This is a genomic window from Capnocytophaga sp. HP1101 (assembly GCF_054772415.1).
The window spans coordinates 13,038-36,983 of the sequence record NZ_BPUU01000001.1 but is presented as its reverse complement, the minus strand read 5'-3'; the positions used below and the strand labels follow the sequence as shown (position 1 = coordinate 36,983).

The 23,946-nt window shown below is 39.6% G+C and carries 12 protein-coding genes; 7 read left to right on the top strand and 5 right to left on the bottom strand.

What is annotated here, in order from left to right; all coding sequences use genetic code 11:
- Window positions 1-411: 411 nt before the first annotated feature.
- The 4 genes from RCZ04_RS00095 (at window position 412) to RCZ04_RS00080 (ending at window position 1,576) form a co-directional block, all read left to right on the top strand.
- The gene (locus RCZ04_RS00095; protein WP_460483895.1) at window positions 412-609 is read left to right on the top strand and encodes a hypothetical protein; all 198 of its coding nucleotides are present in this window, start codon (window positions 412-414) and stop codon (window positions 607-609) included.
- Window positions 610-706: 97 nt separating this feature from the next.
- Window positions 707-886 carry a hypothetical protein gene (locus RCZ04_RS00090; protein ID WP_460483894.1) on the top strand — a complete coding sequence of 60 codons (180 nt, stop codon included), beginning with the start codon at window positions 707-709 and terminating at the stop codon, window positions 884-886.
- Window positions 883-1,215, top strand: coding sequence for a hypothetical protein (locus tag RCZ04_RS00085; RefSeq protein ID WP_460483893.1), 333 nt, complete (start codon window positions 883-885; stop codon window positions 1,213-1,215). The genes RCZ04_RS00090 and RCZ04_RS00085 overlap by 4 nt, the downstream gene beginning before the upstream one ends.
- 145 nt (window positions 1,216-1,360) lie before the next feature.
- The gene (locus RCZ04_RS00080; RefSeq protein WP_460483892.1) at window positions 1,361-1,576 is read left to right on the top strand and encodes a DUF6714 family protein; all 216 of its coding nucleotides are present in this window, start codon (window positions 1,361-1,363) and stop codon (window positions 1,574-1,576) included.
- Window positions 1,577-1,894: 318 nt separating this feature from the next.
- On the opposite strand, the gene RCZ04_RS00075 is transcribed toward RCZ04_RS00080, so the two are convergent.
- The 3 genes from RCZ04_RS00075 to RCZ04_RS00065 all read right to left on the bottom strand — a co-directional run bounded on the left by RCZ04_RS00075 (window position 1,895) and on the right by RCZ04_RS00065 (window position 4,583).
- Window positions 1,895-2,650 carry a response regulator transcription factor gene (locus RCZ04_RS00075; RefSeq protein ID WP_460483891.1) on the bottom strand — a complete coding sequence of 252 codons (756 nt, stop codon included), beginning with the start codon at window positions 2,648-2,650 and terminating at the stop codon, window positions 1,895-1,897.
- 48 nt (window positions 2,651-2,698) lie between these two features.
- Complete coding sequence (locus RCZ04_RS00070; RefSeq protein WP_460483890.1) at window positions 2,699-4,297, bottom strand: sensor histidine kinase; 1,599 nt, start codon at window positions 4,295-4,297, stop codon at window positions 2,699-2,701.
- 64 nt (window positions 4,298-4,361) lie between these two features.
- Entirely contained in the window at window positions 4,362-4,583 is a 222-nt protein-coding gene (locus RCZ04_RS00065; RefSeq protein ID WP_460483889.1) for a hypothetical protein, read from the bottom strand.
- 675 nt (window positions 4,584-5,258) lie between these two features.
- Here RCZ04_RS00065 and RCZ04_RS00060 point away from each other — a divergent pair.
- Together RCZ04_RS00060 and rpmF are read left to right on the top strand one after the other, a co-directional pair.
- Window positions 5,259-5,789, top strand: a complete 531-nt coding sequence (locus tag RCZ04_RS00060; protein WP_460483888.1) for a YceD family protein — start codon at window positions 5,259-5,261, stop codon at window positions 5,787-5,789.
- Between the two features lie 16 nt (window positions 5,790-5,805).
- Window positions 5,806-6,000, top strand: coding sequence for a 50S ribosomal protein L32 (gene rpmF, locus RCZ04_RS00055; RefSeq protein ID WP_002673108.1), 195 nt, complete (start codon window positions 5,806-5,808; stop codon window positions 5,998-6,000).
- Window positions 6,001-6,238: 238 nt separating this feature from the next.
- On the opposite strand, the gene RCZ04_RS00050 is transcribed toward rpmF, so the two are convergent.
- The gene (locus RCZ04_RS00050; RefSeq protein ID WP_460483887.1) at window positions 6,239-6,652 is read right to left on the bottom strand and encodes a DUF5606 family protein; all 414 of its coding nucleotides are present in this window, start codon (window positions 6,650-6,652) and stop codon (window positions 6,239-6,241) included.
- Window positions 6,653-6,900: 248 nt separating this feature from the next.
- A complete protein-coding gene (def, locus tag RCZ04_RS00045) occupies window positions 6,901-7,491 on the bottom strand; it encodes a peptide deformylase (RefSeq protein WP_460483886.1) in 591 nt (196 codons plus the stop codon).
- Between the two features lie 484 nt (window positions 7,492-7,975).
- Here def and RCZ04_RS00040 point away from each other — a divergent pair, with 484 nt between their 5' ends.
- Window positions 7,976-23,896: a T9SS type B sorting domain-containing protein gene (locus RCZ04_RS00040; RefSeq protein ID WP_460483885.1), complete on the top strand. Its 15,921-nt coding sequence runs from the start codon at window positions 7,976-7,978 to the stop codon at window positions 23,894-23,896.
- Window positions 23,897-23,946 lie beyond the last annotated feature (50 nt).

Here is a 23,946-nt window from a genome sequence, read left to right as displayed (position 1 = left end):
AAAAGACGAATAAAAGACGAATAAAAGACGAATAAAAGATTAAGGAATGATGAAGATGGCTTAAACCTAAGAAGAGACTTTTATGGGGCAAAAGTAACTATTTGAGGGCTAACGACTGGCAAGTAGCGCCTAATTTACTTATCTGTTAATTTGCTAATTTGATAATTTCTTTCTATCTTTGTCGTTTATTAATGGCTGAATACTATACTATTTACTTAATGTTGATTTTGAAAAAGTTACGGATATTCAAAAGCACGTCTTGGAAGATGACAGTGTGAGCACTTACCGCTTAGGTAGTGCAGACCTGCGAGCCTATCACTTTATGAAAGGTAAATTACAGATATTGAAATAATTACGAATGGTGTTCGTGTCTATTAATACTTAATGTCTGACTTCATCTAAATCCTGAAAATGCAGTACATAAATAGCATCATACATTCGAGACTTGTGAACGCCACCATTGATAAAGTAATCAAAGTCAATGATTATAATAAATTGTTAGGATTTGTCGTACTAATCATTGCACTTTATATTGCTTTTGTAGTGCTCATCCTTGCCATAGTAGTGGGATTGCCAATTCTCGGGTTAGTGAAGTTGTTTAAGAAATAAAAAAGCATACGACGTACACAAAAAATTACTACATTTGTCCCGTAAATCTTAATTAAATTAAAAACCAATTAGTAAGCATTATAAAGCATTTCAGATTATGGCAAATCTAAAAGTTGAAAAAGGAGATAAAGAAAAGTCATACAAAGTATACATTACAGATAGTACAGAAAAATTAGTAGCGACTATTTCTCCTAATAATATACAAGATGAATTGATAGAAGAAGGGCATAAAGATATTTTTTATAATTCAGCAACTAATGAAACAACTATAAAATGAAAAAGAAATCTCAGTTATATTTTAGTATTTGGTGTTTATTATCAGTTATTTTTGCCCCAATAATAGTAGGAACATATTTTTTTTATCAGGATTTTTATAACATAAATGCTATAGAAGTCATATGTGGAACTATTTTTTTTACTGCTTATGTACTATTTCCTTTATTTCTTATGTATCAAATTATTATACAATTAAAGGATAAGGGGAAAAGAAAAGAGTTTACAATTTCTATAATAGCTTTTGTACTTATGCTCATCAGTATTTTATTCTATATAGGTTTTTATTGTCTAATAGATATGGCTACTTCTAATACTTATAAAAGTGGATAAGAAATTTAATATTAATTTTGATAGTCTAAAGGAATAATCTGAGTTGATTCAAATCGAATACAAGTAAGCTACCTATTGACTTATCTTGACAGCAAGGCGTAGCAACGATTGCTACTTGTGATTACGAAGATTTACTTATTAGAATATGATAGACAAAAAACAACTTATCAAAGAGATTGAAGAGGCTTTTGCAGGGGTAACTCTTGATAAGGGGATAGGACTCAGTGAAGCCAATGCGATTGACGATTATGCTTCGGCAGAAGAAATAATGCGTTGCAAAGTGCAAGATGAACGGCTTAACTGGCAAAAAATACCTGTTGAAGACCTAAACAAAATATACTCAGCTACGCCAGCTCGCTGACTTTGCCCCTACAAAATATACTTCCAAAAGGACTGAAATTTAGAAATTCAACTTAGCCAAAGAGCGTAGCACGGCAGGCAATAAAAAAAGCCCGAAGCGGGGTGCTTCGGGCTCGTCTATATATTGTACTATTATTCTAATCAAGCGGATACGCCACGAAGCGTTACCTTTGCAAAAGGTAATACGGTTGCGATATGTAACTTGATATAGGTCATTTCTTCGTGTGTATTTTTTTATTTAGTTAAACGATAAATCTTAAAATCGGGGGCAAAGGTACAACTATTTTTTGAATATGCAAGAAATAGGGTGTTACTTTGCTTAGATAAATTCGTCTTCTTCTTTATTGGCTACCAGGCGGAAGCCTTCGCCGTGAATATTTAGGATTTCTACCTTATCGTCCTTTTTTAAGAGCTTACGCAGTTTTGCGATATATACGTCCATACTGCGAGAGGTGAAATAGTTGTCGTCTTTCCATATTTTGGAAAGGGCTAACTCACGCGACATAAAATCATCGGTATGTAGAGCGAGCAGGCGCAAAAGTTCGTTTTCTTTAGGAGAGAGTTTCACGGGTTCTTCGTCTTTGTATTTAAGAATACGCAATTTGGTGTTGAGGAAGAACTTTCCTATTTCGAATTCAAACTTATTGTCGTCTACCATTGTTTCGATGTTTTTACGTTGCAATATTGAACGTATTTTCATCAACAAGATTTCGGAGTCAAAGGGTTTGTTTAGGTAGTCATCGGCTCCTGAGCGATAGCCTTTTATCACGTCTTCACGCATTGTACGAGCTGTAAGAAAGATAATAGGTATTTTCTCATCTTTCTCACGAATTTCTCTTGCTAAGGTAAATCCGTCTTTATAAGGCATCATCACGTCTAAGATACACATATCATATGTTTCTTTCTTAAACTTTTCGAAGCCTTCCATACCGTTTTTGGCCAAAGTAACATCAAAGCCACTCATTACTAAATAGTCCTTTAGAACAGTGCCAAAGTTAGGGTCATCTTCTACTAAGAGAATGTGTTTATTATCTGTAGAAGCATTTGAACTGTAATAGTTTCCGTCTGTATTCATCTTTTTATTGTTTTAGGCAATTATGAATTGAATTGTTAAGTACTCAGATTATATTACTGGCAATTTGATAAAAAAGGTACTACCTTTTCCTTTTTCGCTTTCTACATTGATGCTTCCTTGATGGTATTCTACAATACTTTTCACGTAAGCAAGCCCTAACCCGTGTCCTTTTACGTTGTGTAAATCGCCAGTATGTTCTCTATAAAACTTGGTAAATACGTGTTTCATAGCCTGCCTGCTCATTCCTTGCCCTCTGTCTTTTACACGTATTAGTATTTTATTCTTTATATTTTCAGTATAAATGTCTATTTCGGGGGCATTAGGTGAGTATTTGATAGCATTTTCAATCACATTCACAAATACATTAGTAAGGTGTGATTTGTTTGCTGATACATCGCCGTTTTCTGCCAAAAAGTGAGTGCGCAATACGCCTCCACGTTCGTCGAGCATTACTTGTAGGTGCCCTATGGCATTGCTTATAAGTTCGTGCACGTCCAAGGGTTCTCTCTCTAAATGCAAGTTTCCTTTTTCGAGACGTGATATTTGCAAAATGTTTTCTACCTGAGCCAGCATTCGCTTGTTTTCCTGTTTGAGTATTTTTACATATCCTTTTATTTTCTCAGGGTCGTGCAGGGCAACAGGTGTTTTGAGACTGTCGAGCACTAAGTTCATAGTGGCAATAGGTGTTTTGAACTCGTGCGTCATATTATTGATGAAATCAGTTTTGATTTCGGAAATGCGACGCTGAGTGATGAGCTGGTGGAAGGTAACCACAAACACACCTATAACTATTAGTAAAAATACTACTGATAGGGTTGCTACCCCTATTACTGATGATAGTACATAGCGCTCGCGCTGAGGGAATACTACTGCTAATTCATATACTGAATCATCGGAGCTATTGCCTCCAAAAAGCAAGGTGCGGTATTCCTTAGTTTCATTAGGGTCAAAGTACTTAGAGTGTATCTTCGATAAGATATTGCGGTTATACACGGCAAACTCGAAAGGTAAATTCAAGCCTCTTTTTTTGAGTTTCTGCTCTAAGAGTGTGTTTATTTGGCTTACGGACACTCGTTCGCTAATGGTTTGTTGCCTTATGATACTCTTAAAAGATTCTTCTATCATTAAGCGTTCAATCTCGGGTAATTCACTTAGCTTTTCGTAGGCTTTTATGATAGGCAACTGTTTGTTATCTATATTATTACCTCTGTTGATATGCTGAAAACTTTCTCTGTTTGTATAGTTCTTTAAGGTAAAAGAATCGGAGAGTTTCAAATCATCGATGAGTACTGGGTTGCGCAAATTTGATGCTAAGGTGTAATCTTCCTCTAAAATGCCGTGTTTATATATGAACGTTTCTTTGCTAACTTTATTTTCTTGTACATAAATAAACTCTCGCAAGTGACTGTCTTTGAGTTTCAAGGTACTATCATTTTCTCGCAAATAGATAATTTGTGCTACGTATTTATCGACTTCGTCTTGCTCTATTTGTTTGGCTACTGTGTTGAGAACCTGTTGAATAGAATAAGTGAAAGCCTCTTCTTTATCATCAATAGCTGATTTAATCCAATATCCTTGTATGGCAACAATCCCTACAAGAGAAAGGCTTATGAGCACTACTGCGAGTATGTATAATCGCTTATTCATCGGGCAAAGTTAAAACAATTATTTCATATAAAAAAACAATTTCTCTTAAAAATTTAACAAAAGATTAAGGAGTGTCCTTTTTTTGAAGGGGTAAAAAAGGAGTGGAAATTCTCTCTGAACCCTTATTTTTAAAGGGAAAGAGAGAATGAGGAATAAAGCTAATAACACCTAAAATATTAATAATGTTCAAACTACTAAAAACACAAAAAATGCCAATAATACTGATAATACCAATAATACCGATAATGCCAATAATGCCAATAATGCCAATAATACCGATAATCAACTTTGGTAAAGGTTGTAGCACGGTGCGAGCTACACGGACAGGGGGAGAATTAGAAAATTTGGAAATTTGGAGATTAGACTTTTCGGACGAGTCGGACGGGAGGGTGGATAACTCAGACAGGTAGTGAAGTTTTTAGAATCATCGAAGGAAAATGAAAAATATAGAAAGGTGTTTGAGCAGTATTTTGATGATAAAAGGTTATTGGGAGGGTACGGTTAGCTTATACAAAGCTTATAGGAAGCTTATACGAATCTTGGACGATTGTTATACAAAGGGTATATAAGTAATTGATTCATACTGTAATACAATAATGCCAATAATGCCAAAAATAGGGTTTCGATACGAAAGAAAAGAAATCCTCACCCCAGCCCTCTCCCAAGGAGAGGAAGAGAATTGCGACGGGCGAGGAACGAATGATGAGGGCGAATGACGAAGAAAACATCCCCCTAACCCCCTCCAAAGGGGGAATTGTAGCGACGGAAAAGTGAAGATAAGATGAAGGTAAGTTGAAAATAGAGAGGTTGAGAAAGAGGGAATTGCTTGCTGGGAAGTGGAATTTTTGGGAGGATATGATGTGTATATGATAAAAAAGTGAGATAAAAAGTTTGTATATAAAAATAAAGTTGTATCTTTGCACCTTGAAAAATGAACAATTGATTACTAAACTTGTAGAGAATGAGAAAGTTAAAAGAATACGATATTTCTTTTGCGGGCTTAAAACAGGGGAAACATCAATTTGTTTATGAGATTGACAAAGCCTTTTTACAACTGTTTAATTTTGACGAGGTGAATGATATTCATCAGCAAGTAATGGTTGATTTGGACAAAAAGAGCAACTTGTTGGAATTGCATTTTCACAATACAGGCACTGTGAATGTGAATTGTGATGTATCTAATGAGCCTTTTGATTTGGCAGTAGAAGGTTCACTTTTTTTGGTGGTGAAGTTTGGTGAAGAATACAATGATGACGATGAAGAAATTTTGATACTTCCTCACGGAGAACACCAGCTGAATGTGGCACAATATATATATGAGCTTATTGTGTTGTCAATCCCTGCTAAGCGTGTACACCCTGATGTTTTGAATGGGACAATGCACTCGGTAGTATTAGATAAGTTGGAAGCTCTTGCCCCAAGAGAGCACGACAGCGCGGTGACTATAGACCCGCGTTGGGAGAGTTTAAAGAATTTAATAACAGATAACTAATATAAAGAATTAAGTAATGGCACATCCTAAGAGACGACAATCAAAAACGAGAAGAGATAAAAGAAGAACTCACGACGTAGCGGTAGTTCCTCAAATAGCAAAAGATCCGACAACTGGTGAAAACCACTTGTATCACCGCGCACACTGGCACGAAGGTAAATTATACTACCGTGGACAGGTGCTTGTGGATAGTACAGAAGAAGCGAAATAGCTTTGCTTCATAGTTGTTTTTAAAAAGCAAAAAAGAGAACAATATCAATATTGTTCTCTTTTTTTGTTATTGATGAATATAGACCTCCCCCTATTCACATACTCCGCTCTCGCGGACACCTCGAAGAGGGGGAATGTAGTGATACAAAAAACTTTGCCAAAGGTTGCAGCGCGACAAGCAGTCGTAGCACGACAAGCAGTTAAAACTTTGGCAAAGTAAAAGGTGATTGTACTGTGAATTAGCTTTCGGTGTTCTCTTCTTGAGGGTCTTCTTCTAAGAATCCTTTGGCTAATAGGAGGTTATACCATTGGATAATTTTCTTTATATCACTGGCATATACACGGTCGCGGTCGTAATCAGGGAGCACTTGTGAAAAGTAATCTTCGAGTGTTGCTCCGTCGGATTTTGGAGAGATGCGGGCTTCTTTTCCCTTCTCTAAGTTCTTCATATTGGTAAAAACTTCGGTGAGAGGAACTTCTTTCTCTAAGGTATAGATAGCGATTTCGGATAATAGGCTCACGTTGTTGCGAATGCCTACCGATATGCGCTTGTCATCGGCTAAAGAAGTGGCTAAGAAACCAGAACGGGTTTGAGTTTCTAAATGGTATAAACCGGGTTTGCCAGAAATGGCTAATACTTTTGTTAGATTCATTGTATTTAGTTAAGAGTTATGAGTTAAAAAGTTATGAGTGTATTATGTTAAGAACCTTCCCCTATTCACATACTCTGCTCTCGCAGTGCACATACCCAGCTGTGAGCCCTCGCTGGCTATCTCCAAAGGGGGGATTAGTGACGGTCAATAATTGTATAAGTATTAAAAATCTATTAAAACCTCCCTCTATTCACTTATTCCGCTCTCGCGGACAACCTCCAAAGGGGGAAAGTAGTGACGGTAGTATATTATCGTTTGTTTTTGACATCGAAAAACTTCATACGGTAGTCTACTTTCACTTTTCCTTTACTGATGTTAGTGAGCTTACTTTTGATAAGTTGGCGTTTGAAAGAGGAGAGTTTATCGGTAAATAGAATGCCTTCGATATGGTCGTATTCGTGCTGAATGATGCGAGCCGCAAGTCCACCAATGGTAAGTTTTTGCTTGTTAAAGTCCTCATCGAAGTATTCAATAGTGATTTGCTTGTGCCGGTTCACGTCTTCTCGTACGCCGGGTATACTGAGGCAACCTTCGTTGAAGTTCCAAATATCGCCTGTCTCTTCTACTATTTTAGCATTGATAAAAGTTTTTTTGAAGCCCTTTAAGAACGTTTGTTCTTCTTCTGTTAGGTCGTCATCATCGGCAAAAGGGGCAGCATCAACCACAAACAGGCGGATGGAGAGTCCTACCTGAGGAGCGGCAAGTCCTACGCCATAAGCGGCATTCATAGTATCGTACATATTAGCAATCAAGGCTTTAAGATTAGGGTAATCGGGGGTAATATCGTCAGCTACCTTTTTGAGCACGGGATCGCCATAAGCAATAATAGGTAAAACCATTGTGTTTTAATTTGTTTATCGGGCGCAAAGGTAAGAATAATTTGGAAATTAGCAAGTGACGAAATAAGGAAAATTTGTTGTATCTTTGCACCAGAAAGAAAACCTACACAGTTATACCGTGTAGTGTTTTTCCTTTTTTGAGGGAGAGAACGGAGAAAAAACTCTTAATAAAATGCCTTTTTATTTAACAGAATACAAAATTCACAGCAGTGGCGTATAGGAGGTGTTATATATTGACTTACAATGTATTTGATGTGTAAAAAAGTAATTTAGTTTGTGTAGTGAGGTGTTAAATAACGTTAAATATTTGTGTAGAGTATATTATATAAAATAAATATATTACTTTTGCGTTTGAAGAGAGAGGTGTAACTATTATACAAAGTAGGGAGATTACACCTTTATATATTATAGGATTTCAAGCAACGATATTAATAATTTCACTATTGCTATAGGGCAGTAGCATAAATACAAACATAACTTCGATATGAAAAAGTTATTACTATTACAATGTTTCTTTTGGGCAACCCTCTCAGTTGCCTTTGGGCAGAATTACGTAAACTTTGGTGTTCGCTATCAAGGTACCGTAAGAGGGGATATGATTGTGGTTGGGAATACAATTCTCAGTCCTCAAGCTAACCCTAATAATGACTATACGGGTACACACGGTGATAATTCACGCATTGAGATGAAGTATATCAATGTGGTGCCTGAGTCGGGGGTGTTTAACTCTAGCTCAGCAACTGTGCTTGACCCTAATCCTGCATCTACTTGTAAAAAGGTGGTGAGGGCGTATCTCTATTGGGCAGCTGCTTATACCCAAGAACGACTCAATAACCAAACGAATCCTCGCTTAGAGAGAAGTAAGTTTGCGAACGTAAAATTTAAAGTAGGTTCGGGAGCTTATAATGATTTGGTAGGGGAACGTGTGTATGACGGTTATGATATAGTGAGTTCTAATAATAATGATAATTCTAATGCACAACGTGCCTATGTATACCGTGCTGAGGTGACCAATTATCTCAATGGTATTATTGCTAATACCTATACTGTAGGGAATATACAAGCACCCAAAGGTAATGAAAAAACAGGGGTAGGTTATGCCGCTGGTTGGACGCTTGTAATAGTATATGAGGACTTGACTCGTGAAGCCCGTAATATAACTGTGTTTGACGGTTTTTCAGTAGTGAATAAATATAATAATCCTACTATTGACATTTCAGGGTTTAAAACGGTACCTACCGGACCTGTAAAAGCTAAGATAGGCTTTGCTGCTTTGGAAGGTGAGTTAGGAATTGAAGGAGACCAGCTTAGAATGAGGAGAAAAGATGGTGTTTACGAAGCTCTTACAGCACCTGATCGTCCTGATTATAACTTCTTTAACAGTACTATCACTAATGAAAACGGTATTAATCCTAATCGTAAACCTGCTTCAACCAACTTATTAGGGTTTGATGCGGGGATTTTTGAGTTAGCTAACAGTGGTAAAACTTTTTTAACTAACAACGATACTTCTACCTCTTTTAGACCGTTTTCGAACCAAGATGCTTACTATCCTTTTATGTTTGCTTTTAACGTGGAAGTGATAGCACCTCATATTGTAATGGAAAAACGCGTGCTCAGCAGTGCAGGTGCCGATATTACAGGGCAAAATGTGCAAATGGGTCAGTCGTTACGTTATAAAATACGTTTCCAAAATATAGGGAATGACGATGCAAAGGACGTAGAAATTACTGATATACTTCCCGTAAACTTACAAGATTTTGACGCTACAAATGCGAATATTTCAGTACCTTCGGGGGTAACATATACTTATGTAGCAACGTCTCGTAGACTTACTTTTAAAATTCCTGCTAACTTAGTGAAAAAAGGAAGTGCTGTACAAGAGCTTTCTTTTGGTATAAAAGTAGTAAATGACTGTAACAAATGGCGTGATGCTTGCTCTAACGTAGTGCAGAACAGAGCTTCGGCAAGCTATAAAGGAGTGTCAGACCCAACGGGTACAACCCTAACAGCGGGCAGTTTCAATACTGAGTTTTCTGCTTGTAACGGTGGGGTAGAGGGACCTTCTAACTTTATTGTAAACCTTGATTTTACTAACTGTATGTTTAAAGCCACCACGGTATTGTGCGAGCGCACTGTTACCTTAGAGGCTGGAGCTAACTTCGACTCTTACAAATGGGAAAAAGTAGGCGGAGGAACCATAGGAGGTAACTCACGCACTTTAGTAGTTAGTGAACCAGGTGTTTACAAAGTGACTAAAACCAAAGCCGGCTGTGCTACTATGTACGAAGAGCACACTGTGAACCCTAATGCCTATGCCAATGCGGTACACCCTATTAAAGATTTACTTTCACAAGGAAAGCTGAACGGGGAAGTGTACATCTGTGCTGATACAGGGGGTACTGAGTATCCACAAGTGTATTTGTGTGGAGGAAGCGCAACGGTGCCTGTGAGTCTTAAAATTACAGGAGCTACAGCTTACCAATGGCAAAAGATGGGGGCTTGTGGAGCTTTGCCACCAACCCTAAGCAAAGAATGTCCGCCTTCTAACGACAACTACAATTGTAATTGGACAGATGTAGGCAACAGTGGCAATATTACTTTGCGCGATGAAGGCGTTTACCGTTTGGTAGTTACTTATGGTAACTGTGTGTCACCTTATTACTATTTCCGTATTACCAAAAACAATGTAGACCCACAATTGGTAGGTCGTGATCTTATTTGTAATAAAAACGGTAGTATTACTGTGAATGGGGTGCCAGCAGGATATGAATACGGTTTGAAGAAAACAGGTTCTACTAGTTGGGTGAAAAGCTATCAAAGCAGTAATGTATTTGATATAGTAACTCCAGACAACTATACCGTGTACGTACGCCAAGTACTTACTACTACCATTACTACACAACCTTGTATTTTTGAAAAATCAATACAAATAAACAAACGAACTCCTGCGATGACTGCCAGCGTTACACCTATGGCTTGCAGCACCAGCAAGGGAGGTATACGCGTACAACTTAGTGGTAACCCTTATCCACCTTTTACTTATACTATTCGTAATAACAACGCTACAGGTGGAGTGGCTTATACTACGGTTACCAATACTACCGACTTAAATATTACTAACCAGTTTACTGCTGGTAATTACTATATAGAGGTAACGAGCCCAGATGGTTGTAAATTTACTACTAGTGTGCGTATTGATAAAGTGCCAGACCTTAAAGCTACGGCTTCGGTATTGCGACACTTGAGCTGTGGTAGTGCTATAGTGCGTGTAACTGCTGAGGGAGGAAAGACTAACAGACCTAATGGCTATGGCTATAGTAACGATGGAGGAGCTTCCTACCAAAATAACTTCGCAAATAGTTATTACGACTTTACCTTTACTACTGCAGGGGTGAAAAACTTTAAGGTGATAGACGACAACGGCTGTATTGCTGAAGCTTCGGCTACTGTAAATACCTTGCCTACACCTGCTATCACAGCCAACTATACCGTACAAAACTGTGGTGATAAAGCAAAGATAACTATTAATGAACCTACTAATGCTTCCAGCTATAACGTATTACAATACAGTATAGACGGAGTGAACTTCCAATCAGGACGAGACTTCCCGAACTTACAAACGGGAAGAAGCTATACCCCTGTATTGCGTTATGGTATTGGAGGAGCGGGTTCTTTGTGTACCCTAACAGGTACTACTATTGCTATTCCTACTTTTGTGGGGGGCAACCTTATTGCCTCAGCAGGGGTAGAAAAATTGGTAGGTTGTGGCACAGGAGTTAATGAAGATAAGGCTTTGGTACGCTTCTCGAATGTACAAGGCGGGCAAAAACCTTATGAATTTAACTTTGGCGACGGCAATTGGACAACTAAAACCCAAAAATGGTTGGCACCAGGTACCTATAATATGGCAGTACGCGATGCCATAGGTTGTACTCGTGAGAACATACGAGTAACGGTAGACCCAAGAATTCCAGAACCTACTTTTACTCCTTCACAAATTACTTATGATTGTCAAGGACGCGGTTCTATTTCTATTGGAAATAACAAAAACAACTATGAATACAAATACTATGTAGATGGTAGACCTGTGCCCGGCAACAATTTCAGCAATCTTACCCCAGGAGTACACACCATTACTATTGAATATAAAGATACCAATCCTCCTACCAAGAACGTACTTTTCTTTGAAGATTTTGGTACAGGACGCAACGGAGGTAATGAATATATCAATAAGAAATATTATCTTGAATTACAAGATGGTTCAATGCCTAAGAACGGATATGGACAACCTTGGACAGGTGGCAATCCTGAAGGACTTTCGTTAGCTGATGGTGAATACGTAGTATCACAAAGACTAAAACCTAATAATGGAGCTTGGTGGCAACCTAATGATCATACAAAATTAGCCAATGGTCGTATGTTCTTTGTAAACATTGGTAATGTATTGGGAACTGAAGGAGCAATTTTATACCAACGACCTATTAAGGATTTGATTGCAGGCAAAGAAGTGAATTTCTCGGTATACTTGATGAACTTATTAGGAGATAAAGACCCTCGTTACCCTGGTGGTGCGCCAGATTTGGCAATAGAACTTTACGCTAACCAAGCTGCGGTAGATGCACAGACTCCACTTGTTTCAGTACGTATTAATCCACGCATTAAAGGAAGTTCAGGACCTAATGACTGGACGCTATTTCAACGAGCACTGAACCCAGGTACTCACACCGAGCTTATTGCGGTGATACGTTCTTTCAGCTTGGTAACCAATGGTAACGACTTGGCAATGGACGATATCTACCTTTACCAAGAGCCAGAAGCTTGTCATTTCACTTATACTACTACAGTAACGATTGCTAACGACAAGGCTTTTGGAGCAGACCCTGCCACCGAAAAAGTTACACAACCTAAATGTAACGGTGAACAAGGTAGTTACCAAATAGGTTTGAAGAATGAGCCTTCTACCTATTACGTACAAAAAGATAACACAGGTAGTTTTGTAGCCACTACAGGTAATCCTTTCAGATGGAATAACATACCTGCAGGAGCTCACACAGTGAAGATACGTGCAGAACAAAATAATCCTAATTGTGAGGTAACACGTACATTTAATGTTAGTAACCCTACGGCACTTACACTTACTTACTCAGGTGATACTGTTTTGGGTTGTAGCCCAGCTGTAGCTACTGCCAGAGTAACTGCATCGGGAGGTACAGGAACTTATAAGTATACCTTGTATAAAGGAGCTACCGTAATTACTACCCAAGTAGCACCACAGTTTAGTATTACCAGCGTGGGAGCTTATCGTATAGAAGTAGAAGACGCTAACGGTTGTAAAAAAGATGTGAACTTTACTATTACAGCAGCCAATGCTATTACCCTTACAGGCACTACCAATCCTGCTAATAATAACTACTGTACAACAGGGGGTACGCCTGCCAAAGTGGAAGTACAAGTGAATATAGCAGGAGGAGGCAGCAATGCTCCTTATACTTTCCAACTCGATGGGGTAATCAAGGCAACCCAAAATACTAATACTTATATCTTTAATAATCTGAGTGTAGGAACTCATATTTTTACTGTAATTGATAAATATGGTTGTAAGGCTACATATAGCGTAGAAATTAAAAAACCTATTACTATTATTACTCCTGCTGCTTCAATGGTAACCAAAGATATTTCTTGTCACCCAGGGGCGGCTGCCAATGCCAAAGTAGAGATAAAAGTAAAAGATGGTTATGCACCTTATACTTTTGTAGTGAAAAAAGCAGGAAATATTGTACAAAATACTACCTCAATGGCAGGTAATACAGCTACCTATGAAACTGCCACTCCAGGCACTTATACTATTGAAATAAGTGATGCCAAAGGATGCAAGGTGAGTGCTAATGTTACCATAGCTGCCAAAACAAATCCTACGCTCAATGCAGTAGCTAGTGCTATAAGCTGTTATGGCACTAATAATGGTACTATTTCGGTAACTGTAACAGGAGGAAAACCTCCTTACACTATTTTCTTAGATGGTGTAAACAAAGGTACGGGGGCTCAAAAAGTATTTAATAACCTTCCTGCTAAAGCTAACTACATAGTAAAAGTAGTAGATGCTAATAACTGTGAGGCTACTCAAACCGTAGCCGTTACACAACCCGCTGAAGCTTTGAAAGGTTTTGCAGGAGTTTCTGAACTCATAGGTTGTGAAACCACAGGAGCTAATAAAGACAAAGCTCAAGTGCGTATCACCAACGTAACAGGTGGTACACCCCCTTACCAATATAAATTTGGAGGTAATTATCAAGGTACACCAATAGGCTATTTACCTGCAGGTACACACACTGTATATGTGAAAGATGCTAAGGGTTGTGAATTAGCTTTACAAGTTACTGTACCTCCGAGAATACCAGCTCCTACGGGAACTACTTACACTATCACAAGTTATGACTGTAATGGTAATGCTACCGTAGTATTTACAGGTACACCTACTACCTATAATTACGAATATATAATAAATGGTAGAACTCTTACAGGAGCTACAGCTACCTTTACAGGTTTGGCACCAGGTACTTATACGGTAACCATTAAATATAAAGATGCAAATCCACCAGCTTCAAGTATTTTATTAAAAGAAGATTTTGGATTTGGAGGAGACACTTGTATTTCTAATGTTTCGCCTAATTTACAATGTTGGCCTAATGCTACCACAGCAGGAGGTCCTGGTAAATATGTAGTAGGAAATAGAAATTCAGGTTTTCTAATATTTGGGAATACAAGTCCAAGCGGACCTATTTGGACAATACCGAACCCACGTTCGGGGGTAACGAATGATCGTTTCTTTATTGTAGATGTTGGAAATGTAAAAGCTCAAGACGTTTTATATTATAAAGATGTAAATGATATTGATACTACTAAAAAGGTTAAATTCGAGATGTATCTTTACAATCTATTTATGCCTGGTCGTGGAGCAACTGCACCAAATGTTGAGATACGTATTGTTTCAAAAGCTACAAATGCAACCTTAGCAAGTCAGCAATCAGGTCCATTGGCAGACCACACAAACCCTAATAACTGGATACGTTTTGCGGGTGAGTTAAATGTAACAGAATCCTCTATACGCATAGAAATACGTACCAATGCGTGGGCTAATTGGGGTTGCGACTTCTTAGTAGATGATATTTATGTATATCAAGAACCTAAGGCTTGTCCTATGGAAATTACCAAACAAGTAATTGTACCACAAGGCAAAGAATTTAGAGCCAGTGTAGTAAGCCAAACCAATGTAGCTTGTCAAGGAGGCAATACTGGTAAAGCTACCTTTAAGATAGAAAACTTGAATGGTGGTACTTATCACGTGCGGTTGAATGGAAGCCCTCACGGTTCTGGTGCAGGTTGGACAACTGATACTAATGCGACTACCTTTGAGATAACCGGCTTGACCGCACGTACACACCTTGTAGAATTTTTCCATAATGGTAATTGTAAAGCTACTCAAACAGTAACTATTACAGAACCTAATAAACTCACTCTTACGGCTACTATCACACAGCCTGCTATGTGTTCTAATAATAGTAAGGCACGTGTGACACTTACAGCAAATGGTGGAGTAGCTCCTTACACTTATGAGTATCTCATAGGAGGTACAGTGAAGGCAGGACCTCAAAGTAGTAATGTGTTTAATAGTGTAGAGACAGGAGCAGCTACTTTCAGAGTAACTGATAAAAATGGTTGTGTTACCAATTTAGGAAGCAACTTGAATATACCTACCCCACAAACCGTAAGCTTTACTCTTTCGGCTACTGATTGCTATGAAGGAGGCAATACAGGAGAGGTAACTGTGAAAATAAACACAGGTAACGGTGGTTACAAAGTGAAATTGAACAATGGTGCTGAAGTAACCTTAGGCGCAGGAGTAACTAATCATAGCTTTACAGGACTCACACAAGGAAATTATAGAGTAACCGTTACTGACCAATACGGTTGTAGCGCAGTACAAAGTATTGTAATTCGTCCTACTTTGAACACCAGCGTGAAAGTAACTAACGAAAGTTGCGTGCAAGGTAAGATAGAAGTAACAGCAACGGGTGGTGATGGTAATTATACTTATGCCTTTATGCCAGGTTCAGTAGCTACTGTTACAGCAGGTACTTTTGGAACTACCAATAGCTTCCCCGTTCCTACTATTACAGGTTCAGTACAAACCTATACCGTATTTGTGAAATCTGACCGTTGTGTGAAACGTCACGAAGTGGGTGTACGCAAAGCACCAGCAGTTGCCTTCGATACTGAAACCGTAACTCCTACCTGTCAGGGTTCAGGAACTGGTAAGATAGTAGTGAAGAACATTACCGGTGATGGTAACTTTACCGTACGTTACGGTAATGTAGGTACGCCAGTAATTGCTACTTTCACAGGTATTGCAACGAATACTTATACAATAGACAACTTGGTAGCAGGTGCTTATTCTATAACAGTAACCGACCGTTACGGTTGTAGCACAAGCAAAAATGTTACCTTGCAAGATATGCCAGCGCTTACTGCAAGTATCAGTTTAGCAAGTACAGCTACTTGTACCACAGGAAGTACGGGGGCATTACCACTTACTATTAGAATACCACAAAATGTATGGGATGCTTATACCGCAGGTGGTAACCGAATTTACTTCAGTTATGATAATGGAGCTAATTGGCACCCAATGCCAACAAATTCATTTGATTTAGCACCTATTACAGGGGTTACTGAGGCAGGTAAGACAATTAACTTGCGTTTGGCTAATCGTCCGGCATTAGGAGGAGCTAACATTTGTAGTACAAATGCTACGGCTCACGTAGTACCAAGTCCGTTAGGCGGAGTAAGTGTAACTACCGATATAGGTAAGTTTGAATTTAACTGTACAGCAGCAGGTACTCCTTACTTTACAGCAACTGTTACTATAGCCAACGGAACAGGTAAAGCTCCGTTTAAGTTTAGAGTAAATGAGGGAGCTTGGGAAACACCTACGCCTTCTACTTCAAGGACACACGTATTTACAGGATTGATAGTAGGAAGAACTTATAACTTTGAAGTAATGGATGACAATGGTTGTATTGCTAATTTCACTGGTGATATTTACAGTAATGTAGCCACTCCAGCAATGACAGTGATTGTTTCACCAAAACCAGCTTGTAACGGAGGTCAAGGTCAAGCAACCTTTAGAATAGTGAGAAGTGCTAACTATACTTCAGGTACAACAGTGGGTTCTACTATTACTTGGATATTATATGAAAAAACATCAGGAGCTGGTTTAGGAACGCCTATTACCAATGGTACTGCTATAATGCCAGCACCAGGGGGAGAAGCTACAAATATTATGCCAGCAGGTCCTTATAACTTAGCACCTAACAATACTTACTATGTAGTAGTGAGTGAAGGTTCTTGCCATTGGGGAAGCCGAGATGCTCATATCAGAGAGTTAGGCACTCTTACTGCTACTGTATCAGCAAGTACGCAAATTACTTGTGATAAGAACGGTGTGTTAGAAGTGTTGAACCCATCAGGAGGTGGCGGTACTTATACTTATAAAGTAACTGCAGTAACACCAGGGGTAACCTTTACAGTGCCAATAGAAACAGGTAACTCGAGAGTACAAATTATCAAGGATAATATTGCAACCCCTCCAATGCCTGTGAACCCAGCATTGCCATACTCATTTGCTGTGAGATTGACAATGGAAGACCAATTTGGTTGTAGTGCAGACCTTGGTACGCACACTCTTACAGTACAACCAGCACCTAAGATTAACAAGGCTACCTTAATGGGTTGTGAGAATGGTTCTATCAGCTTGACTATTGAACCACAAGCAAAAGCACCAGCAGCTTCGGGTACTTCGGCTACAGGAGCAGAGCTCAACGATTATGAGTACTCAATAGACGGTGGATTAGATTACCAAGCAAGTCCTACATTTGGCAACTTGGTAGCAGGTACTTATGACTTGCAAATCCGCGATAAAGCTACAGGCTGTATTGCAACACTTACCTATACTGTTACCGCAAACTTAGAGGCTGAAGCATCGCTTACTAAAGCCTTAGGTTGTGGTGCGACAGGTAATGCCGAAATCACAATAAAAGTAGATAGAGGAACAGGTAATTACACTTATGCTATTACAGGTCCTGCAGGTTATAGTGTACCTTCTACTGCTATCCCACAAGTAGCAGGTAAATATGAAGCTGTAGTAAACAATATTAATACAGCAGGTATTTACACCGTAACAGTAACTGATGTTAACGCCTCAGCAGGTTGCAACACCTTTACTAAAACTATCACTGTGTTGCCAGCAGAATTGCCACAGATAGAAACGGCAGTGAAATCGGTAACTTGTAGTGGTGGTAATGACGGTGAGATTTATATCACTGAGAAGAATGCAACTATAGGAACCTTTAACTATACGAATGTACCTATTGTAGGTCCGGCAGGTTCTTCACCTGTTTGGACAGCTGCAACAAGAACTTACAGTAACTTGAAAGCAGGGGTATATACCATCACAGTGGACGCTAATGGTTGTCAAGCAGTATATACAGTAACAGTAGCAGAACCTAATCCTGTAACTATTAGCAGTACACAAATTGTAACACAGCAGTTTGCTTGTACAGCGAATGGTACAGCACAGCAAGCTACGATTAGCGTACCTAATGGAGCTATTACTGGAGGAACAGCACCATATACAGTAGAATTTGTATATACAAGTCCTGCAGGTACTATCACAAGTACAGGCAATACTTTCACAGTGGGAGATATTCGCGGAGGAGTAGTAACTATCACAGCTACCGATATGAATGGTTGTGCTACTACCACTACCCAAATAATTAAACCATTTGAAGCGTTAGACCCAGAACAAGTGAGTGTAACGGTACAAGGCACACCAACTTGTAACGCTCCAATACAAGTGAGAGTGAATATAACAGCTGCACCAGGTATGCCACCACTTACACAAAGTGAGTTGCGTTACTATATGGGAGCTAACCAGCCTACTGTACCACCAAGTGCAGGAGCACCTTGGACAGCGAATAATGTGTTCTCAGTAAATCCTAACCAAACTTATACGTTCTGGATAGGTCACGCAGGTACAGATTGTGTGGTGAAAGCGTTGTACGTATCACCAGACCCTAATACGTTCCGCATTGTGAATCCACAAATTAGGAATGTTACTTGTAAAGGTAATAACGATGGTATAGCTACCTTTACATTGAGTAATACCGTAAGCTCACACAACTACGCTGTGAACTTGGTAGCATCAGGAGGGGTAACACCACCTACGGTACCAGCGGTATCAGGAGCTAATCCTACCTTTACAATTACAGGCTTAGCACCAGCTACCTACACAATGACCGTGACAAGCAGTGGTACAGGTTGCGTACAAACTTATACCTTTGATATATCAGAAGCTGATGTAGCTCTTACAGCAAGCATTAGTGTTCAGTCTATAACTTGTACGAGTGCACCAAACTATGACGACGGTCAGATAGAGATTACCAATGCCACAGGTGGTTGGGGAGGTTATCAGTACTACGTAAGTACAACGCCACCAACGCCAGCAAGTGCAGTATGGTCAGACACCAATGTGTTTACAGGCTTAACAGCAGGCACTTATCACGTAGCGATACGCGATAGAGGAGGTTGTATGGTAACCCTTAGCTCAACAGTTATACTTGCTAATCCTAATACCATTACAGGTACCTTATCTATTACAGCACAAAACTGTACACCTAACTCAGGAGAAATAACTGTACAGAATGTAACAGGAGGTGAAGGAAGCAATTATACATTCCAACTCATCAGAAATGGTGTATTGCAAGGAGATGCCCAAACAAGCACTGCATTTACAGGCTTAGGAGCTGGCACTTACCAAGTGGCAATTAGTGATACTTGGGGTTGTACAGCTACCCTTACTCAATCGGTAACCTTGTATGACCCAATTGACAGAGCAAGTATAGGAGTGGTATTTATCAAGCAAATTACTTGTGCAGGAGCTGGTACATCAGGAGCTACCTTATCAGTAACTCATCAAGGAGGTTCAAATAACTTGCGTTATACATTAACTAATAATGCAGGAGGTACTCCAGTAAGCAATAACACAGGTATATTTACAAATGTGGGTGTAGGAGTTTATAAAGTATCAATTGCTGACCTTACTACAGGTTGTGCCACTGTAACAGGTGCTGATATAGACGTAACCGATGCTATGCCAGTAAGCTTTACTTACACTACCACGGCAGTAACTTGTCACGGTGCAAGCAACGGACGCCTTGTGATTACTATACCAGGTACACAAACACAAACCGATTACCAGATAAATATTGTAGGAGCAGGAGGAGCTCTCCGCAGTGAAACGGTGAACGTAACACCTAAGGATATTGAGTTTGACGCAATGCCAGCAGGTGTATATACAGTAACGCTTACCTCTTCACGTAACTGTACCGCAACTGAGGTAATCACTATAGGTGAACCAAAAGCATTGGTAGTAAGCAGTACAGCGGTAACTACACACTTCAAGTGTGATACTGATAATAATGCACAGCAAGCTATCATTCAAGTGGTAGGTGACGGAGGAACCGGCTCATACACCTTCAACTTTGAGGTGTTTGACGGTGTAGCTTCTACAACTTCGGGTTGGATAAATAATACAGGAGTGTACAGTGTCGCCAGCAATGGTACCCACACTCAAACAGTAATAGTATATATACGCGATGCGAACGGTTGTCAAGCTGATAACAGTGCGAACCCATTAGTAATACCACCATTGAAACGTATTACAAGCATCGATGTTAATAGAACAAGCCAAATAAGCTGTAACGCTACCGAAAGCATTACCTTAACTATCAACGGAGGTAATAACAAAGGATATCGTATAGAAGTAACCTCTACGGGAGCAGGAGTGGCTATACCAAGCACACAAACGCTTACTGCAGGAGTGAATACAGCTAACATAGGCTTCGATACACCAGGTTACTATGAAATAAAAGTAATAGATCTTGAAACAGATTGTTATGCTACAGCATCACACACTGTGATAGACTTTAGTGAAATTGAAGCAACAGCAAGACAAACTAAACCAGTATCGTGTGTAGGAGGTAATGATGGTGAAATTACTCTTACTATAAAAGGTTATCAAGGAGATTACAACTATCAAGTTCTTGATGCGACTACCTTAGCTCCAATAGGAATAGCGGGTACAGTACTTGCTAACGCGGCTACTGAGAGAAGAGAGATCATCACAGGATTAGCCTCAGGAACATATGTGATAAGAGTAGTGGAAACACAATCGCCGTTCTGTACGGTAACCACTACTTCAGTAATGGTTTCAGGACCTACACAAGCTTTAACAGTGAGTCCTACTATTACAAACCGCATCACTTGTGAACCTAATGACAATAAGGGAGCCTTTAGTATAGACGTAACAGGCGGTTGGGGTAATTACCAATACCGATTGTTAGTAGGAGCTACTCCTCACGCTACTTATGGTACTTACACTACGACTACCTTATTTGAAGGATTGACTGCCAATACCTATACGGTGGAAGTATTAGATGAAGGCGGATGTACCACAGCTACTAATGTAGTAATGGCACCACCAACACCTATTTCGGCAACTATATCAGCAACTACTGTTTTGAACTGTTTCAACGATAGAACAGGGGTAATTACAGTGATGAGCCCAACAGGTGGTAGCGGTAATTACGCTTATGAATTGTGGAATGTAGGAGGTGACCAAATAGGAGGTGCACAAACCAGCACTACCTTCACTAACCTATATGCAGGTTCATATAATGTGAAGATTATAGACGGTTGGGGTTGTGATGTTACTTTGCCAGTAACTATTGACGAACCTAATGAAATGAAGGTAACCGCCTCAATTGTAAGACCGCTTACTTGCTTGCAACAAGCTACTATTTCTATCACTGCAACGGGAGGTACCCCAGGTTATACTTACTATATGGTAACCAACGGTACAACCACTACGACCCTCGCAGGAAATAGTACTCAAGCAAATGTAGGAGAATACGAGTTCTATGTGATAGACAGTCACGGTTGTCAATCGAAGTTGTCTAACAAGATAACGATAGAAGTATTACAACCATTACAATTACACGTAGATACTTCTGAGGCATATGTGAAGTGTAATGGTGATAGTACCGCTAAGATTACTTTCTCAGCTACAGGTGCTTTGGGTAACTACCAATACAAATTGTACAAAGGAGGTGTAGCACAAACAGCTACTGCTACCCAAGAAAACGCTACTGACTGGGCGTTTGGCGGATTGTTATCAGGCACTTACCAAGTGGAAGTGATTAGTGTAGATTGCGTAGAAACCAGTACAGTTATAAATATAGGAGAAGCAGGACCGCTTTCAGTAGCGACTGCAAGTACTGATATTAGCTGTAACGGTGAAGCCGATGGTACTATCTCGGTAACAGTAACAGGAGGTACAGGTAGAATACTTTACGCTATCAGTCCACGATTAGACCGATTTGTAGACAGTGGTTACTTTACTAAGTTAGCAAGAGGTAACTATATTGTAAGAGCTCAAGATGAGAATGGTTGCTATACCGATACTACCTTTGAAATCAAAGAACCTACTTTATTAGTAGCAGCATTAGATAAGAAAACTGATGAGGTATGTAAAGGAGGTAATGACGGTACAGTATCTATCACAATCAGTGGAGGAACTGCTTCTTATAGCACATCAATAGATAATGTAACTTGGACAGTAGGCAAGACCCTTTATACAGGATTAGCCTCTGGTACCTACACTATCTATGTGAAAGATGCGAGAAGCTGTACTACTGAGGTATCAGTGACAATTGAGGAAGGGGTAGACTTACAAGCTACCGCTACCGTAGAGTACAGTTGTGGTAACAATACAGTAGTGAACACAGTTGTAGCTTCGTCTAATCCAGAATATGCAGGATATGTTTCATACCGCATAGATGGAGGAGCACCACAAGCTTCAGGACGATTTGTAGTAACCCCAGGTACTCACACTGTTACTATAGCACATAACAACGGTTGTACACGTACTATAACAGTGGATGTAGAAGCTTATACAAGTCTCACAGTATCGTCTACAAAAACTGATATGAGTTGTTACGGTGTGAATGATGGTACAATTACTTATGAGACCACAGGTGGTACAGGTAGCTATACATTTACTATCACGCCACAAGCAGGCAACTTTGACGGAACTAATAAGTTTACTGACTTGCCAAGAGGACAGTATATTGTGAAGGTGAAAGACAATGTGATAGGTTGTGAAGTAGAACGTACCTTTACCATTATAGAACCTGAACAGTTGGTAGCTCACGCAAGCACCGTTACTGAAACTTGCTATGGCACTAATGACGGAGCTCTCAGCTTCCGATTCACAGGTGGACGTGCACCATATAACTATACTTTGAAAGACCCATCAGGTAATGTGATAGGAACTTCAAGCAGTGTAGCAACAGGTACAGTAGTATCAAGGACAGGAATAGCACCAGGTAGATACCAATTAGAATACGGTGACTCTGGCATCTGTTCACAAACCTTAGAAATAACAGTAGCTGCTGCACCAAGCATCAATGCTACGTTTGAAAAAGGCTTTAACTGTTCTACCGTATCTACTACTTGGACGACAGGCTACTTGATGCTAACGTTCAATAACTTGGACGGTGGGCTCACAAGAAGCAATACAAGCTATGCTATCAATAGTACTGATGTACGTGATGCGAGACCATTTGAAACGTTTGACGGCAATAGAGCTAAGACAGCTCCTATTGAACCAGGCACAAACCAATATATTACCGTGTTCTATCGCGGAGCAGGTGTAGCTTCTACTTGTCAAGAAACTCTTGCAGAGCGTTTTGACATAGAACGTTACCCAGGATTAGAATTGAAAGACAAGACTGACCCACGCGAATTGAACCTCATAAAAGTAGAAGCAAGAGGCGGTAATCCACCTTACACTTACTACTTCAACGGAAGCTATGAAAACGGAAGCAATGAGTACACTCTTAAACCTACCGACCCAACCAGTCGAATAGTGAACGGAAGAGTATACAAAGTGGTAACCGTTACCGTACAAGATGCAAATGGTTGTGAAGCTGACTTGCTCATCGAGAAAGAGTTTATGAAGTCAGTACCACCTAACTTCTTTACACCGAACGATGATGGTAGCAACGATGGCTGGGATCCTGATAGATTCCGCAGTTATCCAAACTTAACTGTAGATATCTACGACCGCTATGGACGTTATATCACAACGTTGCGTTCAGGACAAAAATGGGATGGACGTTACGACGGTAAAGAATTACCTGCGGGTGACTACTGGTACGTCTTGAAGACTCACGAAGATGGTGAAGATGCTCGTGAATATATGGGTCACTTCACATTGTATAGATAGTAAGTAATATCAATCAATAAATAAAACCCCTGCGAAGGAACTTCGCAGGG